General features: G+C 73.9%; 13 protein-coding genes and 1 tRNA gene. 9 read left to right on the top strand and 5 right to left on the bottom strand.

The genetic code is table 11. From position 1 onward, the window contains the following. Nucleotides 1–75: 75 nt before the first annotated feature. On the bottom strand, nt 76–975 hold the full coding sequence (locus ACSIH6_RS15370; protein ID WP_435108970.1) for an MFS transporter: 900 nt from the start codon (nt 973–975) through the stop codon (nt 76–78). A 65-nt stretch (nt 976–1,040) separates the two neighbouring features. Here ACSIH6_RS15370 and ACSIH6_RS15365 point away from each other — a divergent pair, with 65 nt between their 5' ends. Beyond that, nucleotides 1,041–1,634 (top strand): TetR/AcrR family transcriptional regulator, encoded by a 594-nt coding sequence (locus ACSIH6_RS15365; RefSeq protein WP_435108969.1) that lies wholly within the window; start codon nt 1,041–1,043, stop codon nt 1,632–1,634. 944 nt (nt 1,635–2,578) lie between these two features. On the opposite strand, the gene ACSIH6_RS15360 is transcribed toward ACSIH6_RS15365, so the two are convergent. The 3 genes from ACSIH6_RS15360 to ACSIH6_RS15350 form a co-directional block, all read right to left on the bottom strand. Continuing rightward, nucleotides 2,579–4,879, bottom strand: a complete 2,301-nt coding sequence (locus ACSIH6_RS15360) for a transcriptional regulator (RefSeq protein ID WP_435108968.1) — start codon at nt 4,877–4,879, stop codon at nt 2,579–2,581. Between the two features lies 1 nt (nt 4,880). Next, nucleotides 4,881–4,954: transfer RNA gene (locus tag ACSIH6_RS15355), tRNA-Arg, on the bottom strand. A 608-nt stretch (nt 4,955–5,562) separates the two neighbouring features. Beyond that, nucleotides 5,563–6,336, bottom strand: coding sequence for a nucleotidyltransferase domain-containing protein (locus ACSIH6_RS15350; RefSeq protein WP_435108967.1), 774 nt, complete (start codon nt 6,334–6,336; stop codon nt 5,563–5,565). Between the two features lie 275 nt (nt 6,337–6,611). Here ACSIH6_RS15350 and ACSIH6_RS15345 point away from each other — a divergent pair, with 275 nt between their 5' ends. Next, the gene (locus ACSIH6_RS15345; protein ID WP_435108966.1) at nt 6,612–7,424 is read left to right on the top strand and encodes an SAM-dependent methyltransferase; all 813 of its coding nucleotides are present in this window, start codon (nt 6,612–6,614) and stop codon (nt 7,422–7,424) included. 132 nt (nt 7,425–7,556) lie between these two features. On the opposite strand, the gene ACSIH6_RS15340 is transcribed toward ACSIH6_RS15345, so the two are convergent. Further along, nucleotides 7,557–8,612 (bottom strand): hypothetical protein, encoded by a 1,056-nt coding sequence (locus tag ACSIH6_RS15340; protein WP_435108965.1) that lies wholly within the window; start codon nt 8,610–8,612, stop codon nt 7,557–7,559. Between the two features lie 210 nt (nt 8,613–8,822). Here ACSIH6_RS15340 and ACSIH6_RS15335 point away from each other — a divergent pair, with 210 nt between their 5' ends. The 7 genes from ACSIH6_RS15335 (at nt 8,823) to ACSIH6_RS15305 (ending at nt 17,958) form a co-directional block, all read left to right on the top strand. Next, the gene (locus ACSIH6_RS15335) at nt 8,823–9,899 is read left to right on the top strand and encodes a LacI family DNA-binding transcriptional regulator (RefSeq protein ID WP_435108964.1); all 1,077 of its coding nucleotides are present in this window, start codon (nt 8,823–8,825) and stop codon (nt 9,897–9,899) included. Between the two features lie 11 nt (nt 9,900–9,910). After that, entirely contained in the window at nt 9,911–11,533 is a 1,623-nt protein-coding gene (locus ACSIH6_RS15330; RefSeq protein ID WP_435108963.1) for an FAD-dependent oxidoreductase, read from the top strand. A 141-nt stretch (nt 11,534–11,674) separates the two neighbouring features. Further along, nucleotides 11,675–13,879 (top strand): hydantoinase/oxoprolinase family protein, encoded by a 2,205-nt coding sequence (locus tag ACSIH6_RS15325; protein ID WP_435108962.1) that lies wholly within the window; start codon nt 11,675–11,677, stop codon nt 13,877–13,879. Beyond that, a complete protein-coding gene (locus ACSIH6_RS15320; RefSeq protein ID WP_435108961.1) occupies nt 13,876–14,646 on the top strand; it encodes a hypothetical protein in 771 nt (256 codons plus the stop codon). Before ACSIH6_RS15325 ends, ACSIH6_RS15320 begins: the two co-directional genes overlap by 4 nt. Then, nucleotides 14,643–15,992 carry a transporter gene (locus ACSIH6_RS15315; protein ID WP_435108960.1) on the top strand — a complete coding sequence of 450 codons (1,350 nt, stop codon included), beginning with the start codon at nt 14,643–14,645 and terminating at the stop codon, nt 15,990–15,992. Before ACSIH6_RS15320 ends, ACSIH6_RS15315 begins: the two co-directional genes overlap by 4 nt. Before the next feature lie 208 nt (nt 15,993–16,200). Beyond that, entirely contained in the window at nt 16,201–16,923 is a 723-nt protein-coding gene (locus tag ACSIH6_RS15310; RefSeq protein WP_435108959.1) for a FadR/GntR family transcriptional regulator, read from the top strand. 138 nt (nt 16,924–17,061) lie between these two features. Then, complete coding sequence (locus ACSIH6_RS15305) at nt 17,062–17,958, top strand: NAD(P)-dependent oxidoreductase (RefSeq protein ID WP_435108958.1); 897 nt, start codon at nt 17,062–17,064, stop codon at nt 17,956–17,958. Nucleotides 17,959–18,093 lie beyond the last annotated feature (135 nt).

Raw genomic sequence — 18,093 nt, 5'->3', positions numbered from 1 at the left:
CGATCCTGGGATTCATCGCCGCGGTGACCGTCGCCTCCGTCTACGGTTCCAAGGCAGTGAAGATGAAGGAGACGATCAAGCAGATCGAGAAGGAGCTCGGCGACGCCGAGGGTGACCTGCCTCGACCAGACCAACGCCTGGGCCCGTGCGGGAGACCGCGCCGTACCCGGGCTGCTCCACGCCGTCCGCACGGGCGGACCGGCGTGGGAGAAGGAGTTCGGCGCCCCGTTCTGGGAGACCCTCGGCGCCGAGGATGGCCGGGGTACGCGACTGGTCCGGTACGCGCCACGTGGTGGACGTGGACGGGGGGAGCGGCGAGGTCGCGGTCTGCCTGGTCGGGAGCCACGCGCACCTGCGTGCCACCGTCCTCGACCTGCCGGGCACGGTCAGGCGCGCGAAGGCCCTACCGTCCGACCCTGCGGGCAGGGCACGGGTGGCGAGCGCGAGGGAGGCCAGTCCCAGGAGCCCGCCGAACACGAAGGTCGCCTGCCAGCCCAGCAGGGCGCCGGTCCACGTCCCGAGGGGGACGCCGATCAGGATGGCGCCGGTCAGGCCCATCATGACAGTGGCCAGGTATCGGCCCCTGTGGTCGGGCGGGGCCTGTGTGCTCGCGATCGCCAGGGAGGCGGGCAGGACCACCGCCGCGGCGAGCGCCGCCACGACCCGCAGAGCCACGAGCGGGAGGTAGCCGTCGACGAGCAGGACGGCGACGTTGGCGGCCGTGAACACGGCCAGGGCCCAGAACAGGGCCCGCCTGCGGGAGACCCGGGCGAACAGGACCGCCCACAGGGGTGCGGTGAGCGCGTAGACGAGGGAGTAGACGGTGACGAGCTGTCCGGCCGCGGCCTCCGACACGTCCACGTCGGAGGCGATCGACGGGAGCACGCCGATGATGATGAAGCCGTCCGTCTGGACCGCGAAGGCGGCCAGTGCCAGGGCGAGGAGCCACAGGGGAGGCCGTTGGAAACCACTCATGGGATAAAGGTAACAAGTGTTTCCCTTACCCGTGTGCCAAAGTGGCCTTCCGGAGGTGGGGTGCCATGCCACGAATCGCGGACCCGCGCCGTCGCCGGGACGTCGTCGACGCGGTGATCGGCCAGCTCTCCCGCACGGGCATCGGCAGCTTCTCGCTGCGGGCCCTGGCCGAGGGGCTCGGGCAGAGCACGCGTGTGCTCACCCACCACTTCGCGGACAAGGACGCCCTCGTCGCCGCCGTGCTGGAACGGCTGGACGAGCAGCAGCACGAGGCCCTGCGCGCCACCCCGGGCTGGGAGGACCCCTCCGTACCGATCGGCGCCATCGTCCGCTCCACGTGGGAGCGCAACCTCGGCTTCGGCGAGGTGGCCACGACCCGCCTGATCCGTGAGATCGAGGGCTTGGCCGCCAGCGGCAGGCTTCCGTGCCCGGTGCCGGGCTTCGCCCGCAGGCGCGCGGAGTTCGTCGCGGCGTGTCTGGCCGCGCGCGGCCTGGACTGGGAGGCGGCCCTCGTGCACGCCACCATGCTCAACGCCGCTTTCGCCGGACTGGAGGCCGACTTCCTCATGACCGGGGACCGTGAGCGGACCGAGGCCGCTCTGGAAGACCTGTGTGCCTGGATCGACTCCCGCGTGGCCGGAGTGCGACCCGGTCGGTGAACCGGGAGGCCTGTGCGAACAGGTACTCCGCGCGCGGGTGGGACGACTGCCCCGCCCTTCGCGGAACACCGGTTTCCGTCCTTTGCGCCGGGAATATCCGCTCCCTGTGCCTCACCGGTCCGCGGCCTTTCCGCCGTCGGGGCATTGCGGGGGCGGGGTCACCGCGAACGGGGAAGCCGGGGGTGGGCGCAGCCCTTGCGGCCATGCCGTCGCACGGGTGCGTCCGACCGGCCCTGAACCTTCCTGGGGGAGCGGTCCGCGCGAGGGAAGGACGTGTACACCTGTGCCCCAGGATGCCGCTGGGGTTGTCCACCGGGGGCGTGCCGTTGGATGCTGGCGGCACCCACCGGACCGGCGCGGCTGGCTGGGGGGAGCGTGTCGGAGACGGAGCCGACGCCAGCGCTCCCGGGAACCCCGTGGCGGCTCCAGGGCCGTACCCGGGGGTTTCCGCGTCCACACCAGCCGTGCCAACGAGCCCCGACCTTCCCCTGCGAACCCGAACGGACCACGGCCGACCGGGCCGCGTGCACACCTGCCAGGCGGCCCGGGTCGGCCCCAGGTCCGCGGTGCGTCCGAGCGGCGGAGCGCCGTGCCCGGCTGGGTCGGCACGGGTTTCGGCAACTACGAATCTACAAGATAAAGGTAGGGATCCTCTATGTCATAACAAAGGGGAAAAGAGACAAAGACGCGAATGAAAACGATCTTCGGTACCAGTTGCCACGAACCAGAAGAAGGGGGGCGGTGATCGCACGCCCTCCGCCCCGCGCGCATCCGGATCGGCCCCGCTTCGGGGAGCCGAACACCGCAGGAGTTTCCCGGACCGCTGGTCCTCCTTCCGTCGGAGTCCGTAAAATGGACCCGTACGGGTGCGCCCGTACCGCCGGTGCGGGGCAGCGTGGACGGATGCCCCGCACCGGTCAGTTCGTGCTGTCAGCGGGCCGGTCTCACGGGCGCCTCGCGCCGTGCAGGGCCCGCGGGGCGATCTGGAGCATCCAGTGCCGCCTGGCCGCCCAGCCCAGGAAGCGGCGCCTTCCGGTGGGAACCCCGGTCTCCTCCAGGGGGTCGCCCTCCACCACCTGGCGCAGTCCGGCCAGTACAGGCTCCAGACGTTCGCGCGTGTGGTGGGGCTGGTCGGGGGCGAGCCCCTCCATCCACGCCGTCACCTCGCGCTGTTCGGGCTCGGTGCACAGGGACAGGAAGAACACCGTCTGCCGCCAGGCGAAGGCCGCGTTCTTGACGTGGGGCATGGGCGGGGACACCCGGGGCAGGCTCTCCACGGTCCGCACGGTCAGGGCGTGGGCGCGCCGGGCCAGTTCCGCCCACCCGCACGCGGGCCGCGCCCCGGCCTCGACCAGGACGGCCAGGTTGTGCGTGGTGAGGATCTGCGCCTGTTCGATGATCGTGCCGTTGCCCGCCACGCCCCAGCGCGGGTCGCCCGCGCGCTCGCGGCACAGCCGGTCGAAGGCCGTGGCCCCGCCGCCGGGCCGGGGCGGTTCCTCCTCCAGGCCCAGGACCTGGGCGGGGTCGATGCCGTAGTACCGGGTGTAGAGGCCCTCGCCCAGCAGGGCGGCGGCCACCTTGGCGGCGCGCGTGAACTTGCGGGCGAACGTGCCCATGAAGATGTCGGCGGCCAGTTCCTCCACGAGCGGCAGGCGCAGGTCCGCGGAGCGGGACAGGGCGGCCAGCTGGCTCACCATCGGGTTGGGCACGATCGTGCCGGGGAAGTGCGTGAGCACGGAGGCGCCCAGCGCGGGCAGCAGCTCGGCCACCGCCTCGCGGCGCGCCTCGGGGTCGGAGCGGTGTGCCAGCAGCGCCCGCGTCCAGGGCAGTTCGTCCGCGCGGACCTGGCTCTCCAGGTTGAGCAGGAGCAGGGAGCGCCTGCGGCTGAACGCCCGGTGGTGGGCGGCGACCAGCCGGGCCAGCGCGGGGTCCGAGGCGGAGGCGGCCTCGGCCTCCGCGGTCAGGGCGGGCACGATCTCGGCCATCACCTCGGCGGAGGGCACCACGCCGAGTTCCACCAGGTCGTCCAGGGGAGCGGCGGTGGCCCTGCGGGCGACGTCGCCCAGGGCCCCGGGGATGGGCCAGCCCTCGGGCACGGCGCGCTCGCGGGCCTCCTCGGCGGAGGCGGGGGTGAGCAGCTGCGCCATGTGCGGGGTGCCGAAGGTCTGGGGGAGCGGGGCGAGCCGGGCCGCCAGCAGCGCGGCGAGCACGTCGTGGGTGGGGCGGGCGGCGTGCTCGGCCTGTCCGGCGCGCAGGGCGGTGTGCCGGTCGGAACCGGGCAGGCCGCGCTTGGCCACCATGGAGTCCACGGCGTGGCGGAGCAGGCCGCGGCGGCGGGGGGTGAGTTCCGCGTCGGGTTCGGCGACCGCCTCGCGCAGTGCGGCGAGCAGGATCGCGAGGTTCTCCTTGGGCTTGCGGTGCTTGGTGCACAGGGTGTGCTCGGCGGCCAGGTGCTCGTACTCGGTGAGCAGGGCGGCGCCGCGGCGGGTCCAGCCCGTGGGGCGGTGGGCGTCGGTCCGGCCGTCGCGGACGGTCTCCAGCCAGTGGGTGAGGACCCGGTCGGCGAAGGGGTTCCACACGGCCAGGGCCTCCTGCTGTGCCCGGGGCCGGCTGGTGGCCGGGTCGCGGGCGGCGCGTTCGGCCAGGGCGTGGCGCGCGTCGCCGACGCTCTGGCGGAAGACCGTGTGGGCGGGCAGGTCCTGGCGGGGCGCCGGTCGGGGGGTGAGGCACAGGGTGTCGGCGAGGGGTTCGACGGTGGCGAGCAGGCGCAGGGCGCCCTCGGTGTCGCCGTTGCGCAGCAGCCAGGCGGCGGCGAGCGGGGCGGCCTGCTCGGGCAGGTCCAGTTCGTACTCGCCGCTGTCGAGCAGGGTGTTGAGTTCGGTCAGGCCCTGTTCGGTGAGGTGGTGGGCGTGGAGGGCGGCGCGCCGGGCGGGCAGGCCGTGGCGTCGGGCGAGTTCCTGTTCGTGGGGGCGCAGGGGGCCGCCCGCGGCGGGCAGGCCGGTGGCGAAGCCGCCGTGGACGACCTCGGGGGTGACCCAGGCGGGCAGGTCCTTGACGGGGGTGCGGGAGCCGATGGTGAGGGTGCCGTCCCGCATACCGGTGACGACCCGTTCCCAGGAGTCGACGCGTGCGCGCGCGGCCTCGCGGACGCGGGCGTCCTGGTGGGTGAGGGCGGTGGTGAGCTCCTCGGCCAGCCGTCCGGCGGCGTAGCCCCGGTCGGCGCGCAGGGGGGTGGTGTCGTCCATGCCAGCGTGGCGGGACCTGCCCCCGCACCCTCCCGGACCGAAGCCGGGCGCTCTCACTGTTCGAGCCACACGCTGTCCGGTCGGCCCGTGTGCTCCCGGTCCTGAGCGGGTGCTCCGGTGGGGGGAGGTCAACGTGCCGTGGTCCGGTCGTCAGCCGACGTGGCGGAACAGGCCGCCGCGGGGGAGTCCCGAGCCGGGTGCTCTGCTGTTGAGCTACACGTCGCTTGCGAGGCTCACGGTAGCGGTTCGGGGGCGGGGGTCGAAAGTGCTTTTCGGGGCTGTGGGCGGCCGGGTTCCGGCGAGCCCCGGCGGGGGCCGGGAAACGGTCTGACGGGTGCGGCCGTGTGGACGCACCCGTCACCGAGCCGGGTCGTGCTGCCCTAGCGGGTCTTGATCACGGCCGCGATGAGCCCGGTGGCGAGCATCATCGTCAGGCCCACGACCATGAGCACGAAGGCGATGGTTCCGACCATGGTGTTTCCTTAGTGTTCGTTGTTTCCGGGCGCCGTGCGCGGCGCCCGCCGCGCAGGGAGCGCCCGGAGGAGCCGGGAGCGGCGCCTACCTCTTCGGGGGATCACCCTATCCCGGTCCCGTGCCGGGGCCGCGCCGGGTGGCCGCTGTGACCAGCGTGGTCGTGGCCACGGTCGCGGGGCCGGGCGGTGGCGGCCGGTTCCCGGGGCGGGTCAGCGTTCGGTCCAGGCCCGCTGGTAGGTCTGGACCAGCCAGCGGTCGGCCCAGGAGTGGTCGGGTTCGGCGGGCAGGTCGCAGGTCCGGCACAGCTCGGTCAGGCGCTGTTCCAGTTCGCGCGCCCGCCCCAGGGCCTCGTCGCGGCTGTGTTCGCCGCGGCGCAGTTCGAGCAGCCAGGTCCGTTCGGGTTCGGGCATGGGCAGGGCGATGCGGCCGGTCTCCATCAGTTCCACGCCCTGGATACCGAGGCGGACCATGTGGTAGGCGAACTTGGTGTCGAAGCCGTGCCGGTCGACGAGTTCGGGGCGGTTGGTGTGCTTGCCGCCGCGGATTCCCTCCATGCGGTCGCGTTGGGCGCGCAGGTAGCCCAGGAAGCGCAGGCCCGCCCGGCGGGAGAGGAACCGTGCGGCGTTGGCGCGCAGGTCGTGTCCGGCGGGGGTGATGGTGACGATCTCGCTCGGGGGGACGAACAGGGGCAGTAGGACGGTGGGGTTGCCGTCCAGGGCCAGGCGCGTCCACTTGCGCAGGGAGTAGACGGTCAGGTCCAGGTCGCCGGGGCCGGAGCGGGTGTGTTCGGGTCGGGTGTGGTGGATGTACTGCTCGAAGGGGCGCAGGCCGATGACGTACTCGGGCGGTTCGACGCAGATGCCCATCTCGTCGCGGTCGGCCTGGCCGGTCAGGGCGAGGCCGTGGACCTCGGAGCCCACCTGGCACCGCAGGACGGTTCCCTCGTGCGCGATCCGCGCGAACTCGGGGCTGGAGTGCTTCACCTGCGGCTCCGTTCTTCTGGGTGCTGGGTGCTGGGTGGTGCTCGGGTGCGGTCGTCGGGGTGCTGTCCGGCACGCTATCCGTTGGGGGACCGGGGCACGAGTGCTTTTCGGCGGGCGGGGCCGACAGCCGTCTGGTTGCTTAGGGAAGCCTTGGCGGTCCGGTGCCATCGTCGTCGGGGGACACGTCCCGGGGAACTTGCCGGTGGGTCCCGGGAGCCCTTTACTTGTCCGGGTACGCACCTTTTCTCCCCAGGACGAGCGTAGAAGGCAGGCCCGTGCCCCCTGAGACCCCTGAGGCTTCCACCCCTCGGATCGACACCTCCGTCCCCCACAACGCCCGGATCTGGAACTACTGGCTGGGCGGCAGGGACAACTACCCGGTGGACCGGGAGATGGGCGAGCAGATCCGCTCCTTCTTCCCCGAGATCGTGGACAACGCGGTCGCCGACCGTGGCTTCCTCGTCCGCGCCGTGACCCACCTGGCGCGCGAGGAGGGCGTCCGGCAGTTCCTGGACATCGGTACCGGGCTTCCCACCCACGACAACACCCACGAGGTGGCCCAGTCGGTGGCGCCCGACGCGAAGGTCGTCTACGTCGACAACGACCCGCTGGTGCTGACCCACGCCCGCGCCCTGCTCACCGGCAGCGACCAGGGGGCCACCGACTACGTCGACGCCGACCTGCGCGACCCGCGGGCCATCCTGCGGGAGGCCTCCCGGACCCTGGACCTGGAGCGGCCGGTGGCGCTGATGCTGCTGGGCGTGGTCAACTTCGTCGCCGACGACGCCGAGGTCCGCGCGATCCTGGACCGGCTCCTGGAGGCCCTGGCCCCGGGCAGTTTCCTGGTCCTGTCCCACCCCACCGACGACATCGACCGCGAACGCGCCCACCAGGTGGCCGCGGCCTGGAACGAGCGTGGCACCCCCAAGCTCACCATCCGCACGGCCGAGCGGATCAGCGGGCTCTTCGACGGGCTGGAACTGCTGGAGCCGGGCGTGGTCTCCTGCTCCCTGTGGCGTCCGGTCCCCACCGAGGTGGGCGGGACGCGTCCGGTGGCCGAGTACTGCGGCGTGGCCCGCAAGGCCTGACTCCCGTTCCCCTGTCAGCCGGGCGCACCGCGACGCCCGGCTGAGGGGAGGTCGTCTCGGCGTCGCGAGGCGGAGAACGGCCGCGGCCTCCAGCGGGGGTGCCGGGCGGCTCCGGCCGCGCGGAACCCCGGCTCAGTCGGCGCGGGCGATGGCGATGGTCGCCCCGAGCCGGTGACCGGCCTCGTAGAACATGTACTGCACGCCTCCGTCGGAGCCGAAGGAGGGCGCCGCGCTGCGGCCCGAGTCCGGCGGTCCGGCCATGGGGGTGTGCACCGTGCCCAGGTGGCGGCGCAGGCCGAAGTCGCGCCCCACCTCGGTCAGGCGGATGTCGCCCAGGTTGGTGTGGTAGGCGACGTAGGTGCTGCCCCCGCGCTCGACCACGTGCGGGCCCGACAGGTCCGACACCCCCACCTCGGCGTGGTCCACGAGCGGGTCGGGGTCGAAGTCGAACGTGATCCCGTCCGCCGACCATCCCCACCCGATGGAGCGGTGGTTGCTGGGGTCGTTGCGCATGAAGACCATCACGTAGCGCGCGCCCCGGTCGGGCAGCCGGTACTCGAAGACGCGCGCGTAGGAGGCCTCGGTGGTGCCCGGCACCATCGCCGTGGTCAGTACCTCGCCCTCGTAGGTGAAGCCGACGCCGTCGCGTGAGCGGGCCAGCCGTGTCGTGGTGTTCTCCCCGTGGAAGTACAGCCACATCTCGCGGTGTTCGGAGTTCCACATCACGTGCGGCGAGGAGACGTGGCTGACGTCGTAGTGCGGGTTCCACACGTTGGCCACGACGGGGTTGTTCGGGTACTCGGTGAAGGGCCCGTCGGGGCTGTCGGCGTAGGCCAGGCAGATGCCGCCGGGCCTCTCGTGCGGGGCGTAGTAGAGCAGGAAGCGGCCGGGCGCGTCGGGCAGGCGGCCCACGGTTCCGCGCAGGCAGGGGAAGATCAGCTCCCCGGTGGGGTTGTAGTCCAGTTCGGCGGTGTCGAGCGCCTCGCGCAGGAACCGGTAGGTCGGCAGGACGTCGGCCGCCGCGGCGCCGCTGGCGGTGGTGGCCGGGGTCGCGGTCGCGGCGCCCGCCGGGGCCGGGGGCAGCAGTCCCGGGGCCAGCAGGGCGCCCGCCGCGGCCGCTCCGGCGCCCCGCAGGAGCGTGCGGCGGTCGGGGGAGGTGAGGGGGCGGGGGTGAGCGTCGTCGGACATGACGGTTCCCTTCCGGAGCGGGTCGGGGGGAGGCTCCGAGGCCCCAGAGTCTTCACCAGCATCGATGCGCCGGTCAAGGTTCTAATACGTATTAACGAAAGATCCTGTCCCGGGATGGAAATCCGTCCGTCATCCTCTTGACATCTGCCGTGGTGCGGCTCACAGTCGTCAACTAATGCGCATTAACACGGCACGCAAGAGGAGAAACAGGTGACGGAAGCCAGGAGGGCCGGGTCGCGGCGACGCCCCCGCCAGTCCGACATCGCGCGGGTGGCCGGGGTCTCCCAGGCCACGGTCTCGCTGGTGTTGAGGGGCACCCCCACCGGGATGTCCCTGGCCCGTGAGACCCGCCAGCGGGTGCTCGACGCCGCAGAGGAGCTGGGCTACGTGCCCGATCCGGTCGCCACCCGGCTGGCCTCGGCCAGCAACGCGATGCTGGGGCTGTACACCTTCAGCACCACCTTCCCCACCGACGTGGCGCACTCCTACTACCCGGTCCTGGTCGGGGTGGAGGAGGAGGCCGCGGCCCAGGGCCAGGACCTCATCCTGTTCACCGGGTCCGCGCGCGCCGCCGCCAGCGCCGACGACCCGGCCGCGGTGCGGCGGGTGCGGGTGGCCGACGGCTGCCTGTTCTTCGGCCGCCACGTGCCCGACGAGCCCATCCGGCGCCTGGCCGAGGACGGCTTCCCCTTCGTCTACATCGGCCGCCGCGACGAGCCCGGCGTGCCCTACGTGGGAGCCGACTACGTCTCGGCCTCGGCCCAGGTGGTGGCGCGCCTGGCGGGTCTGGGCCACCGCGAGCTGCGCTACCTGCGCGAGCACGACCAGGCCCCGGCCTCGACCGACCGCGAGGAAGGCGTGCTACGCGGCGCCCGCGCGGCCGGGATCGACACCGCGCGCCTGGTGGTGCGCACCGACGGCTCGGACCTGGACGAGCTGCTGCGGCGCTGGCTGGAGGAGGGCGTGACCGCCGTCGTGGTCGAGCAGACCGACACCGGCGCCGCCCTGGACGGCCTGGCCGCCGCGGTGGACCGGGCCGGTCTGCGCTGCCCGGACGAGCTGTCCCTGGCCCTGCTGGGCGCGCCGACCGGGACCCGGGGCCGCGCCCCGGGCGGCGGCGCGGCCTACGGCGGCTTCGACGTGCCCCTGCGCGCGATGGGCCGCGACGCGGTCCGTCTGCTGCTGGAACTGATCGCGGGCGCCCACGGGGAGACCCCCCGGCGCCTGCTGCCCTGCGAGCCGGTGGAGGGCGGCACCGTCGCCGCGCCCCGGACACGACACACCTGAGAAAGGCCCTCATGACCGAGACCAGCACAGAGATCCTCGTCGTCGGCGGGGGACTGGGCGGCGTGGCCGCGGCCCTGGCCGCCGCCGACTCCGGCCGCCGCGTGGTGCTGACCGAGGAGACCGACTGGATCGGCGGGCAGCTCACCGCGCAGGCGGTGCCGCCCGACGAGAACCCGTGGATCGAGCGCTTCGGCTCCACCGCGTCCTACCGGCGCCTGCGCGAGGGCATCCGTGACCACTACCGCCGCGCCTACCCGCTGCGGTCCGAGGCCGCCTCCTCGCTCACCCTCAACCCCGGCGCGGGCCGGGTCAGCAAGCTGTGCCACGAGCCCCGTGTGGCCCTGGCGGTGCTGGAGGAGATGGTGGGCCCGCACCGCGCGGCCGGGCGCCTGACCGTCCTGCTGCGCCACCGGCCGGTGGCCGCGCACACCGACGGCGACCGGGTGAGCGCGGTGGAGCTGGAGGACGAGCGGGGGCGCCGCCACACCGTGGGCGCCGCCTACGTCCTGGACGCCACCGAGAACGGCGACCTGCTGCCGATGGCGGGTCTGGACCACGTCACCGGCGCCGAGGCCCGCTCCGAGCACGGTGAGCCGCACGCCCCCGAGGTGGCCGACCCGGCCAACCTCCAGGGCATCACCTACTGCTTCGCCATGTCGCACCACGACGGCGAGGACCACACCATCGAGCGCCCGGCGATGTACGACTTCTGGCGCTCCTACACGCCCGAGTTCTGGCCGGGGCCGCTGCTGGGCTTCTCGGCCCCCGACCCGCGGACCCTGGAGCCGGTGGCGCGCACCTTCGTGCCCAACCCCGACACCGACCCGCTCGCGGTGGCCGCCGACCAGAGCGCGGACGCGGGTGACAAGGAGCTGTGGGGTTTTCGGCGCATCCTGGCCCGGCGCATGCACCTGCCCGGCGCCTTCGACTCCGACATCACCCTGGCCAACTGGCCGCTCAACGACTACTGGCTCAAGCCCGCCCTGGAGATCGAGGGGCTGGTGGACGCCCGGACCGTCCGCGAGGCGCACGAGGAGGCCCGCCAGCTGTCGCTGTCGGTGCTGTACTGGCTCCAGACCGAGGCGCCCCGCGCCGACGGCGGCACCGGCTTCCCCGGGCTCAAGCCCCGGCCCGACGTCACCGGCGCGGAGATGGGCCTGGCCAAGGCCGCCTACGTGCGCGAGTCCCGGCGCGTCCGGGCGGTCACCACGGTCACCGAGCACGACGTGTCCCTGGACCTGCTGGGCCCGCACGGCATCGTGCGCCGCCACGACTCGGTGGGCGTGGGCAGCTACCGCATCGACCTGCACCCCTCCACGGGCGGCGACAACTACGTGGACGTGGCCAGCGTCCCGTTCGAGATCCCGCTGGGCGCCCTGCTGCCCGGGCGGGAGACCAACCTGCTGCCCGCCGCCAAGAACATCGGCACCACCCACATCACCAACGGCTGCTTCCGGCTGCACCCGGTGGAGTGGAACATCGGCGAGGTGGCCGGGCGGCTGGCCGCCTTCGCCCTGGCGCACGGCACCACGCCGCACGCCGTGCGTGCCAAGGACGAACTGCTGGAGGCCTTCACCTCCCTGCTGGACCGCACCGGCGTCGAGCGGCACTGGCCCGACGTGCGCGGCTACTGACCCTTTCCGCGCCGGGGGCGGGCGGCTCTGCCCCTGCGGGCCTCCGCTTCGCTTCGGCCCGGCCGTCCGCCCCGACCCCGCACAGCCCTAACCCGCACCACCCCACTCCCCACCGCCCGACTCCCCACAGAAGGGGTGACCATGAGCGACGCGACCCCAACCCCGTCCCCGGGCCCCGGTTCCAGTCCCGGTCCCGTGCGCATCGGCATCGACGTCGGCGGGACCTTCACCGACGCCGTGGCCGTCAGCGCCACCACCTACGCCCTGCTGGGCCAGGTCAAGGTGCCCACCAGCCACGACCACGCCGACGGCGTGGCCCACGGCATCATGACCGCGCTGGAACGCCTGCTCGGCGACATCGGCGTGCGCGCCGAGGACGTGGGCTTTCTCGCCCACGGCACCACCCAGGCCACCAACGCCCTGCTGGAGGGCGACGTGGCCACCATCGGCATCGTCGGCGTCGGCAGCGGCTACGACGCCTTCGCCACCCGCAGGCTGCGCTCCCTGGGCAAGCTCAGACTGGACTCGGGGCACCCGCTGCCCGTGCGCTACGCCGCGCTGCGCGAACCCGACCGGCAGGACGCGGCCCTGGCCAGCGTCGACCAGGTGGTCGCCGAGGGAGCCGAGGTCGTCGTCGCCGTCGAACCCTTCAGTGTGGACGACCCCCGCGGTGAACTGGCCGTGCTGGAGGCCGCCCGCGCCCGCGGGGTTCCGGTGACGGCCACCCACGAGATCACCCAGCTCTACGGCCTGGGCAAGCGCGCCCGCACCGCGGCGCTCAACGCCGGGGTCATGCCCCGGATGCTCCAGACCGCCGACCTGGTCGAGCGCAGCATCCACAAGGCCGGGGTCACCGCCCCGCTCATGGTCATGCGCTGCGACGGCGGCGTGATGTCGCTGCCCGAGATGCGCCACCGGCCCCTGCTCACCGTGCTCTCCGGCCCCGCCGCGGGGGTGGCGGGCGCCCTGATGGGCGAGAAGGTCAGCGAGGGCGTGTTCCTGGAGACCGGCGGCACCTCCACCGACATCAGCGTCATCCGGCGCGGGCGGGTGCAGATCCGCCACGCCCGCCTGGGCGGCAAGGAGACCTACCTGTCGGCGCTGGACGTGCGCACCGTCGGCATCGGCGGGGGCTCCCTCATCCGGGTCGGCGGGGGAGAGGGCCCCGGCCGGGCGGGTCTGGCCGACGTGGGGCCGCGCAGCGCCCACATCGCCGGGCTGCCCTACGCCTGCTTCGCCGATCCGGCCGAGCTGGAGGGCGCCCGCCTGGTCCGGATCAGCCCCATGGCCTCCGACCCGGGCGATTACGCCGTCCTGGAGAGCGGCGGGCGGCGCTTCGCCCTGACCGTGACCTGCGCGGCCAACGCCGCCGGGCTCGTCCCCGAGCGCGACTACGCCCGCGCCGACGCCCGTGCGGCCCGCGCCGCCCTCACCCCGCTGGCCCGGGCCCTGGGCGTGGAGGTGGAGGAGGCCGCCCGCGCGGTGCTGCACAAGGCCACCGAGCGCGTGGCCGCGGTCGTGGACGAGATGGTGGGCGACTACGGGCTGGACCGGCAGGTGTGCGCCCTGGTCGGCGGGGGCGGCGGCGCGGCCACCGTCACCCCCTACCTGGGCCAGCGCACCGGGCTGGACGCGCGCATCGCCGCGCACAGCGAGGTCATCAGCCCCCTGGGCGTGGCGCTGGCGCTGGTGCGCGAGTCGGTGGAGCGCATCATCCCCGGCGCCACCCACGCCGACGTGCTCGCGGTGCGCGCCGAGGCCGAGCAGGCGGTGCTGCGCCAGGGCGCCGACCCGGCGGGGATCGAGGTGGACGTCACCGTCGACCCCCAGCGCAACCTGGTGGCGGCCGTGGCCACGGGCGCCACCGAGCTGCGCACCAAGGACCGCACCGCTACCGCGGACGCCGAGGTCCAGGCGCGCGCCGCCGCGGCGGCCAGTCTGGGCGCCGAACCGGCCGGGCTGACCGAGTACGCGGCCAACGGCCAGTACCGGGTGTTCGGGCTGGTGCGCAGGCCCGGGGGTCCGCTGGGGCGCTTCGCCCGCGAACGCACCCATGTTCGGGTGGTGGACGCGGAAGGGGTGGTGCGCCTGCACAGCGCCGACGCCCAGGTGGACACGCTGGTGGCCGCCGAGGCCGAGGGGCGGCTCAAGGACCTGGTGGCCGAGCGCACCGCCTACGGTGACGGCGGGGCGCTGCCCCCGGCGGTGTGGCTGCTGCTGGGGCCCAAGTTCGCCGACCTGTCGGGGGTGCTGGACCCGGGGCACCTGGTCGCGCTGGCCTCGGCGGAGATCGCCAGGCGTGCCCCCGACGAGACGGTCATCGCGGTCATGGAGAAGCGGCGGTGAGCGCGCACACGCCGCCGCGCGCGGTCCACGCCGACCTCGCGCAGGAGTACGCGCGCATCGGCGCCGCCTCCGACGGGGAACTGGCCGCCGACCTGCTCGCCCTGACCGCCACCCACGAGGGACGCGACCGCGACCTGCTGCTGTCCTGGGCCGCCACGGCGCTGCGTTTCGGCGAGCGCATGGCCGATGAGGACGCCGTGCGCGCCGGGAATGCCGGAGCGGCCGGGGACCCTGGGGCCGCTGGGCCTTCCGGGCCTGCTGGGACGGTGGGCAGCAGAGGGGCCAGGGGAGGTGCCACGAGCGCCGTGCGTGTGGAGGAGCGGGCCACCGGCGGGCTGCGCCCGGGCGAGGTCCTGCTCGCCGAGTACCTGCACCGCGCCTCCGGAGACCGGGTGGTCGTCTACACCGACGCCCTCGACCACGCCCACCGCGTGGCCCGCGACGCCGGGTGGGGCCGCGACCTCACCCGCGCGGCCCTGCGCGAGACCGCGCTGGCCCACGAGCACGCCCACCGGATGCTGCACGCCGGGCGTGGCCGCGCGCTGCGGCGCGAACTCGACCACGTCCTGGTGCGTCTGGGGCCGCTGTGCCTGCGCGGCCACGTGGTCGGTGCCGACGAGATCGCCGCGCACGCCTACGCCCGCCGCCGCGCGGGGCTGCGCCGCAGCCCGATCGCGCTCACCGCGGCCATCGCCGCCACCCTTGCCCACCGGGGCGCGGGCCACGACCGGCCCGCCCCGCGAACCTCCCCCGGAGAACGCCCGTGACCGCCTTCGCAATCCTCCTCGCCATGGCGGTGGGCGTCGGCCTGATGCTGACGCGCCGCCTGCCCACCGCCTTCGCCCTCGTCCTGCTCTCCGTCGCGATCGCGCTCATCGCGGGTGCTCCGCTCATGGGGGAGGAGGGCAGTGTCACCGGGACGGTCATCCAGGAGGGCGCCCCGCGCCTGGCCGCGACCATGATCGCCATCCTCCTGGGCAGTTGGCTGGGCACGCTGATGTCCGAGGCGGGGATCGCCTCCACCCTCGTGCGCAAGATCGTGGAGTTCGGCGGTGAGCGCCCCTCGCTGGTCGCCGTCGGCGTCTTCGTCGTCGCGATCCTGTGCGGCAGCATCACCGGGTCGGCGCCCGCGGCCATGCTCGCCGGTGTGGTGGGCATCCCCGCGATGATCGCGGTCGGGGTCACCCCCACCGTCGCGGCCGGGACCGTGCTGGTGGGCATCGCCGCCGGGCTGCCGCTGGAGCTGATCAACTGGCAGTTCCTGTCCGACGCCATCGGGGTGCCGGTCTCCACCGTCCAGCACTTCCAGCTGCGCCTGTTCCCGATCGCGCTGGTGGGCGGACTGGCCTACATCCTCATCGAGATGCGCCGCAAGGGCGCCCGGCACACCTGGGCGGTGCGGGTCCCGGCCGGGGCCGGAGCCGGGGGAACCGGTTCCGGGGGTGCCGGGACAACGCCGCCGAGCCGCCGTCAGCGGGCCGCCGAGCGGCGCAGGCGGCGCGGGGACGCGCCCTGGTACGCGCTGGTCACGCCGCTGGTGCCCATCGTGCTGGCGCTGGGGCTGCACGTGCCCATCGTGCCCTCGCTGCTGGCCGGTGTGGTCTTCGCGCTGCTGACGGCCGTGCCCTGGCGCGAGATGTCCTCCACCGCGCTGCGCACGCTCTACCAGGCCTTCGACGTGGCCGCGCCGCCCATCGTGCTGTTCATCGCGATCGGCATGCTGCTGGCGGCGGTGAACCTGCCCGGGGCCGTCTCGGCGCTCACCCCGGTGGTGACCGCGATCAGCCCGAGCAACCCGTGGCTGTTCGTGCTGGTCTTCGCCGTGCTGGTGCCGCTGGCCCTGTACCGGGGGCCGATGAACATCTTCGGTCTGGGCGCGGGTGTGGCCGGGGTGCTCATCTCCGGCGGCATCTACCCGGCTCCGGCGGTGCTGGGACTGATGGCCTCCTACGGCCAGGTGCTGGGGGTGTCGGACCCCACCAGCACGCAGACGGTGTGGAGCGCACAGTACGCGGGGGTGCGCCCGGAGCGGTCGATGCTCTCGACGCTGCCCTACACGTGGGTGGTCGCCATCGCCGGTCTGGTGCTGACGGTGTTCCTGTACCTGATGTGACGCCGGTGGGGTCCAACAGGTGTGGGCCGGGCTCGCGAAGGTGCGGCGGACGGTCCCGCGGAGGTGGCGCGGGGCCGTCCGCCGCGCTGTGCGTCGCGCCGACACCGGGCCTTCACGCGGCGGAAATATTGGCCTTACCAATCCATTGACGCCCGCGACCTGCGACTTGTACGCTCTCTCACATTGGTCAGGCCAATCAGGAGGTGTGGTGGACACGAACTTCGACGCCCTGGTCGAGGCGCTGGCGCCGGAGGCCAAGGCCGCCGGTACCGAGTCGCGCCTGATGACGGAGCGGGAGCTGGCCGAGCGGCTGGGCACGAGCCGGGCCACGGTCCGGGAGAACCTCGGCAGCCTGGAGATGCTCGGCATGGTGCGCCGCACCCAGGGGGCGGGGACGTTCTTCACCAAGCCCGACGCCTCCTTCGTCCAGTTCCTGTTCGGCCTCATGTCCAAGTTCGGCCACATCGACGACGCCAGCGTCGAACGCGCCCGGGAGATGATGGAGGTCGCCGTGGTCCAGGAGGCCGCCGACCGGGCCGACGAGGAGGACGTGCGCGTGCTGCGCGGCCACGTCCAGGACATGGTCCGGGCCACCGCCGCGGGTGACGCCGAGGCCGGGCACGAGGCCGACTACGCCTTCCACAAGAAGCTGTTCCAGATCGCCGACAACCCGGTGATCGAGTTCTTCGTCGACGGCATGAGCCTGGCGCTCAAGGACGTCCTCGCCCACAAGCGTGCCCTGGCCCTGGACATCGAGGCCCGCGCCGCCGAGGGCGACGCCGCGGGGCCCCGCAGGACGGACACCGTCCACACGCCCATCGTCGACGCCGTCGAGGCGCACGACCGCAGCGCCGCCGCGGCCGCGATGGTGGAGCACTTCACCCTGTGGCGCCGCATCACCGAGGGCGCCGCGCCCGCCGACGGGCGCTGAGGGACCCACAGACATGCTTTCGGTGTGACGCCTGGGGCCCTGACCTGCGGCGAACGGGGAGCGCGTCCCCCTCCGGCCCCTGCGTTCACGGACACCGACCGGCCCGAAACACCCCCCCGCGGGGGAGAAGGAAGACACATGGACACCACACCAGTTCCACAGCCATGCCCGAAAACGGCCGTGATGTTCGTCGGCGTCGGCGCCATCGGCCTGCCCATGGCCCTCCAGGTCGCCGCGGCCGGGCACACCGTGGTCGGCGTGGACCCCTCGCCGCACCGCCGCGAGGAGGCCCGGGTCCAGGGCTTGCGCACCCAGCCCGACACCGCGGGCATCGGTGAGGCCGACGTCGTCATCGTCATGGTCGCCACCCCCGACCAGCTGCGCGCCGCGGTCACCGCCCCGGGCGGTGCCCTGGAGGCCATGCGCGCCGACTCGGTGCTCGTGGTCATGAGCACCGTCGGACCCGGCCCCGTGCGCGAGGCCGCCGACCGCGCCCGCGAGCGCGGGGTGCGGCTGCTGGACGTGCCGGTCACCGGAGGGGTGGCCGGGGCCCGCCGCGCGGCCCTGACCCTGTTCGCCTCCGGCGACCCCGGGGCCCTCGAACGGTGCAGGCCCGTGCTGGAGGCGATGGGCACGGTGCGCGACTGCGGCGACCAGGCCGGGCGCGGACAGTCCTACAAGGTCGTCAACCAGCTCCTGTGCTCGGTACACATCGCGGCCGCGGCCGAGTCCCTGGCCCTGGCCGAACGCCTCGGACTCGACCCCGCCGACGTGCTGGAGGCCGTCGGCGGCGGCGCCGGAGGCTCCTGGATGCTCGGCGACCGCGGTCCGCGCATGCTGCCGGACGGCCCCGACGAGATCACCAGCACCATCGGCATCTTCGTCAAGGACTCCGGGCTGGTCGCCGACACCGCCGAGGCGGCCGGGTTCTCCGCCCCACTCCTCCTGGCCGCCCGCGACGCCTACACCAGGGCCGCCGAGGCCGGTCTGATCGACCACGACGACTCCCAGGTCATCCGGGTCTACCGGGACTGACCCCGCCGGGCCCCGCCGGGTCCGTGCCCTCCCCCTCACCACCCCCCGTCCCCGCGCGGCGCCGACGGTCCGCTCACCATGCCCGGAACACGCCTTCGGGGGAGGTGCGCGGGGACCCGTGCCGCCACGACAGAG

Origin of the sequence: Nocardiopsis synnemataformans (genome assembly GCF_965343085.1) — a bacterium.
In the GTDB taxonomy this organism is placed as follows: domain Bacteria; phylum Actinomycetota; class Actinomycetes; order Streptosporangiales; family Streptosporangiaceae; genus Nocardiopsis; species Nocardiopsis alborubida.
The sequence above is the reverse complement of the archived record's forward strand: the minus strand, read 5'-3'. Positions and strand labels throughout refer to the sequence as shown.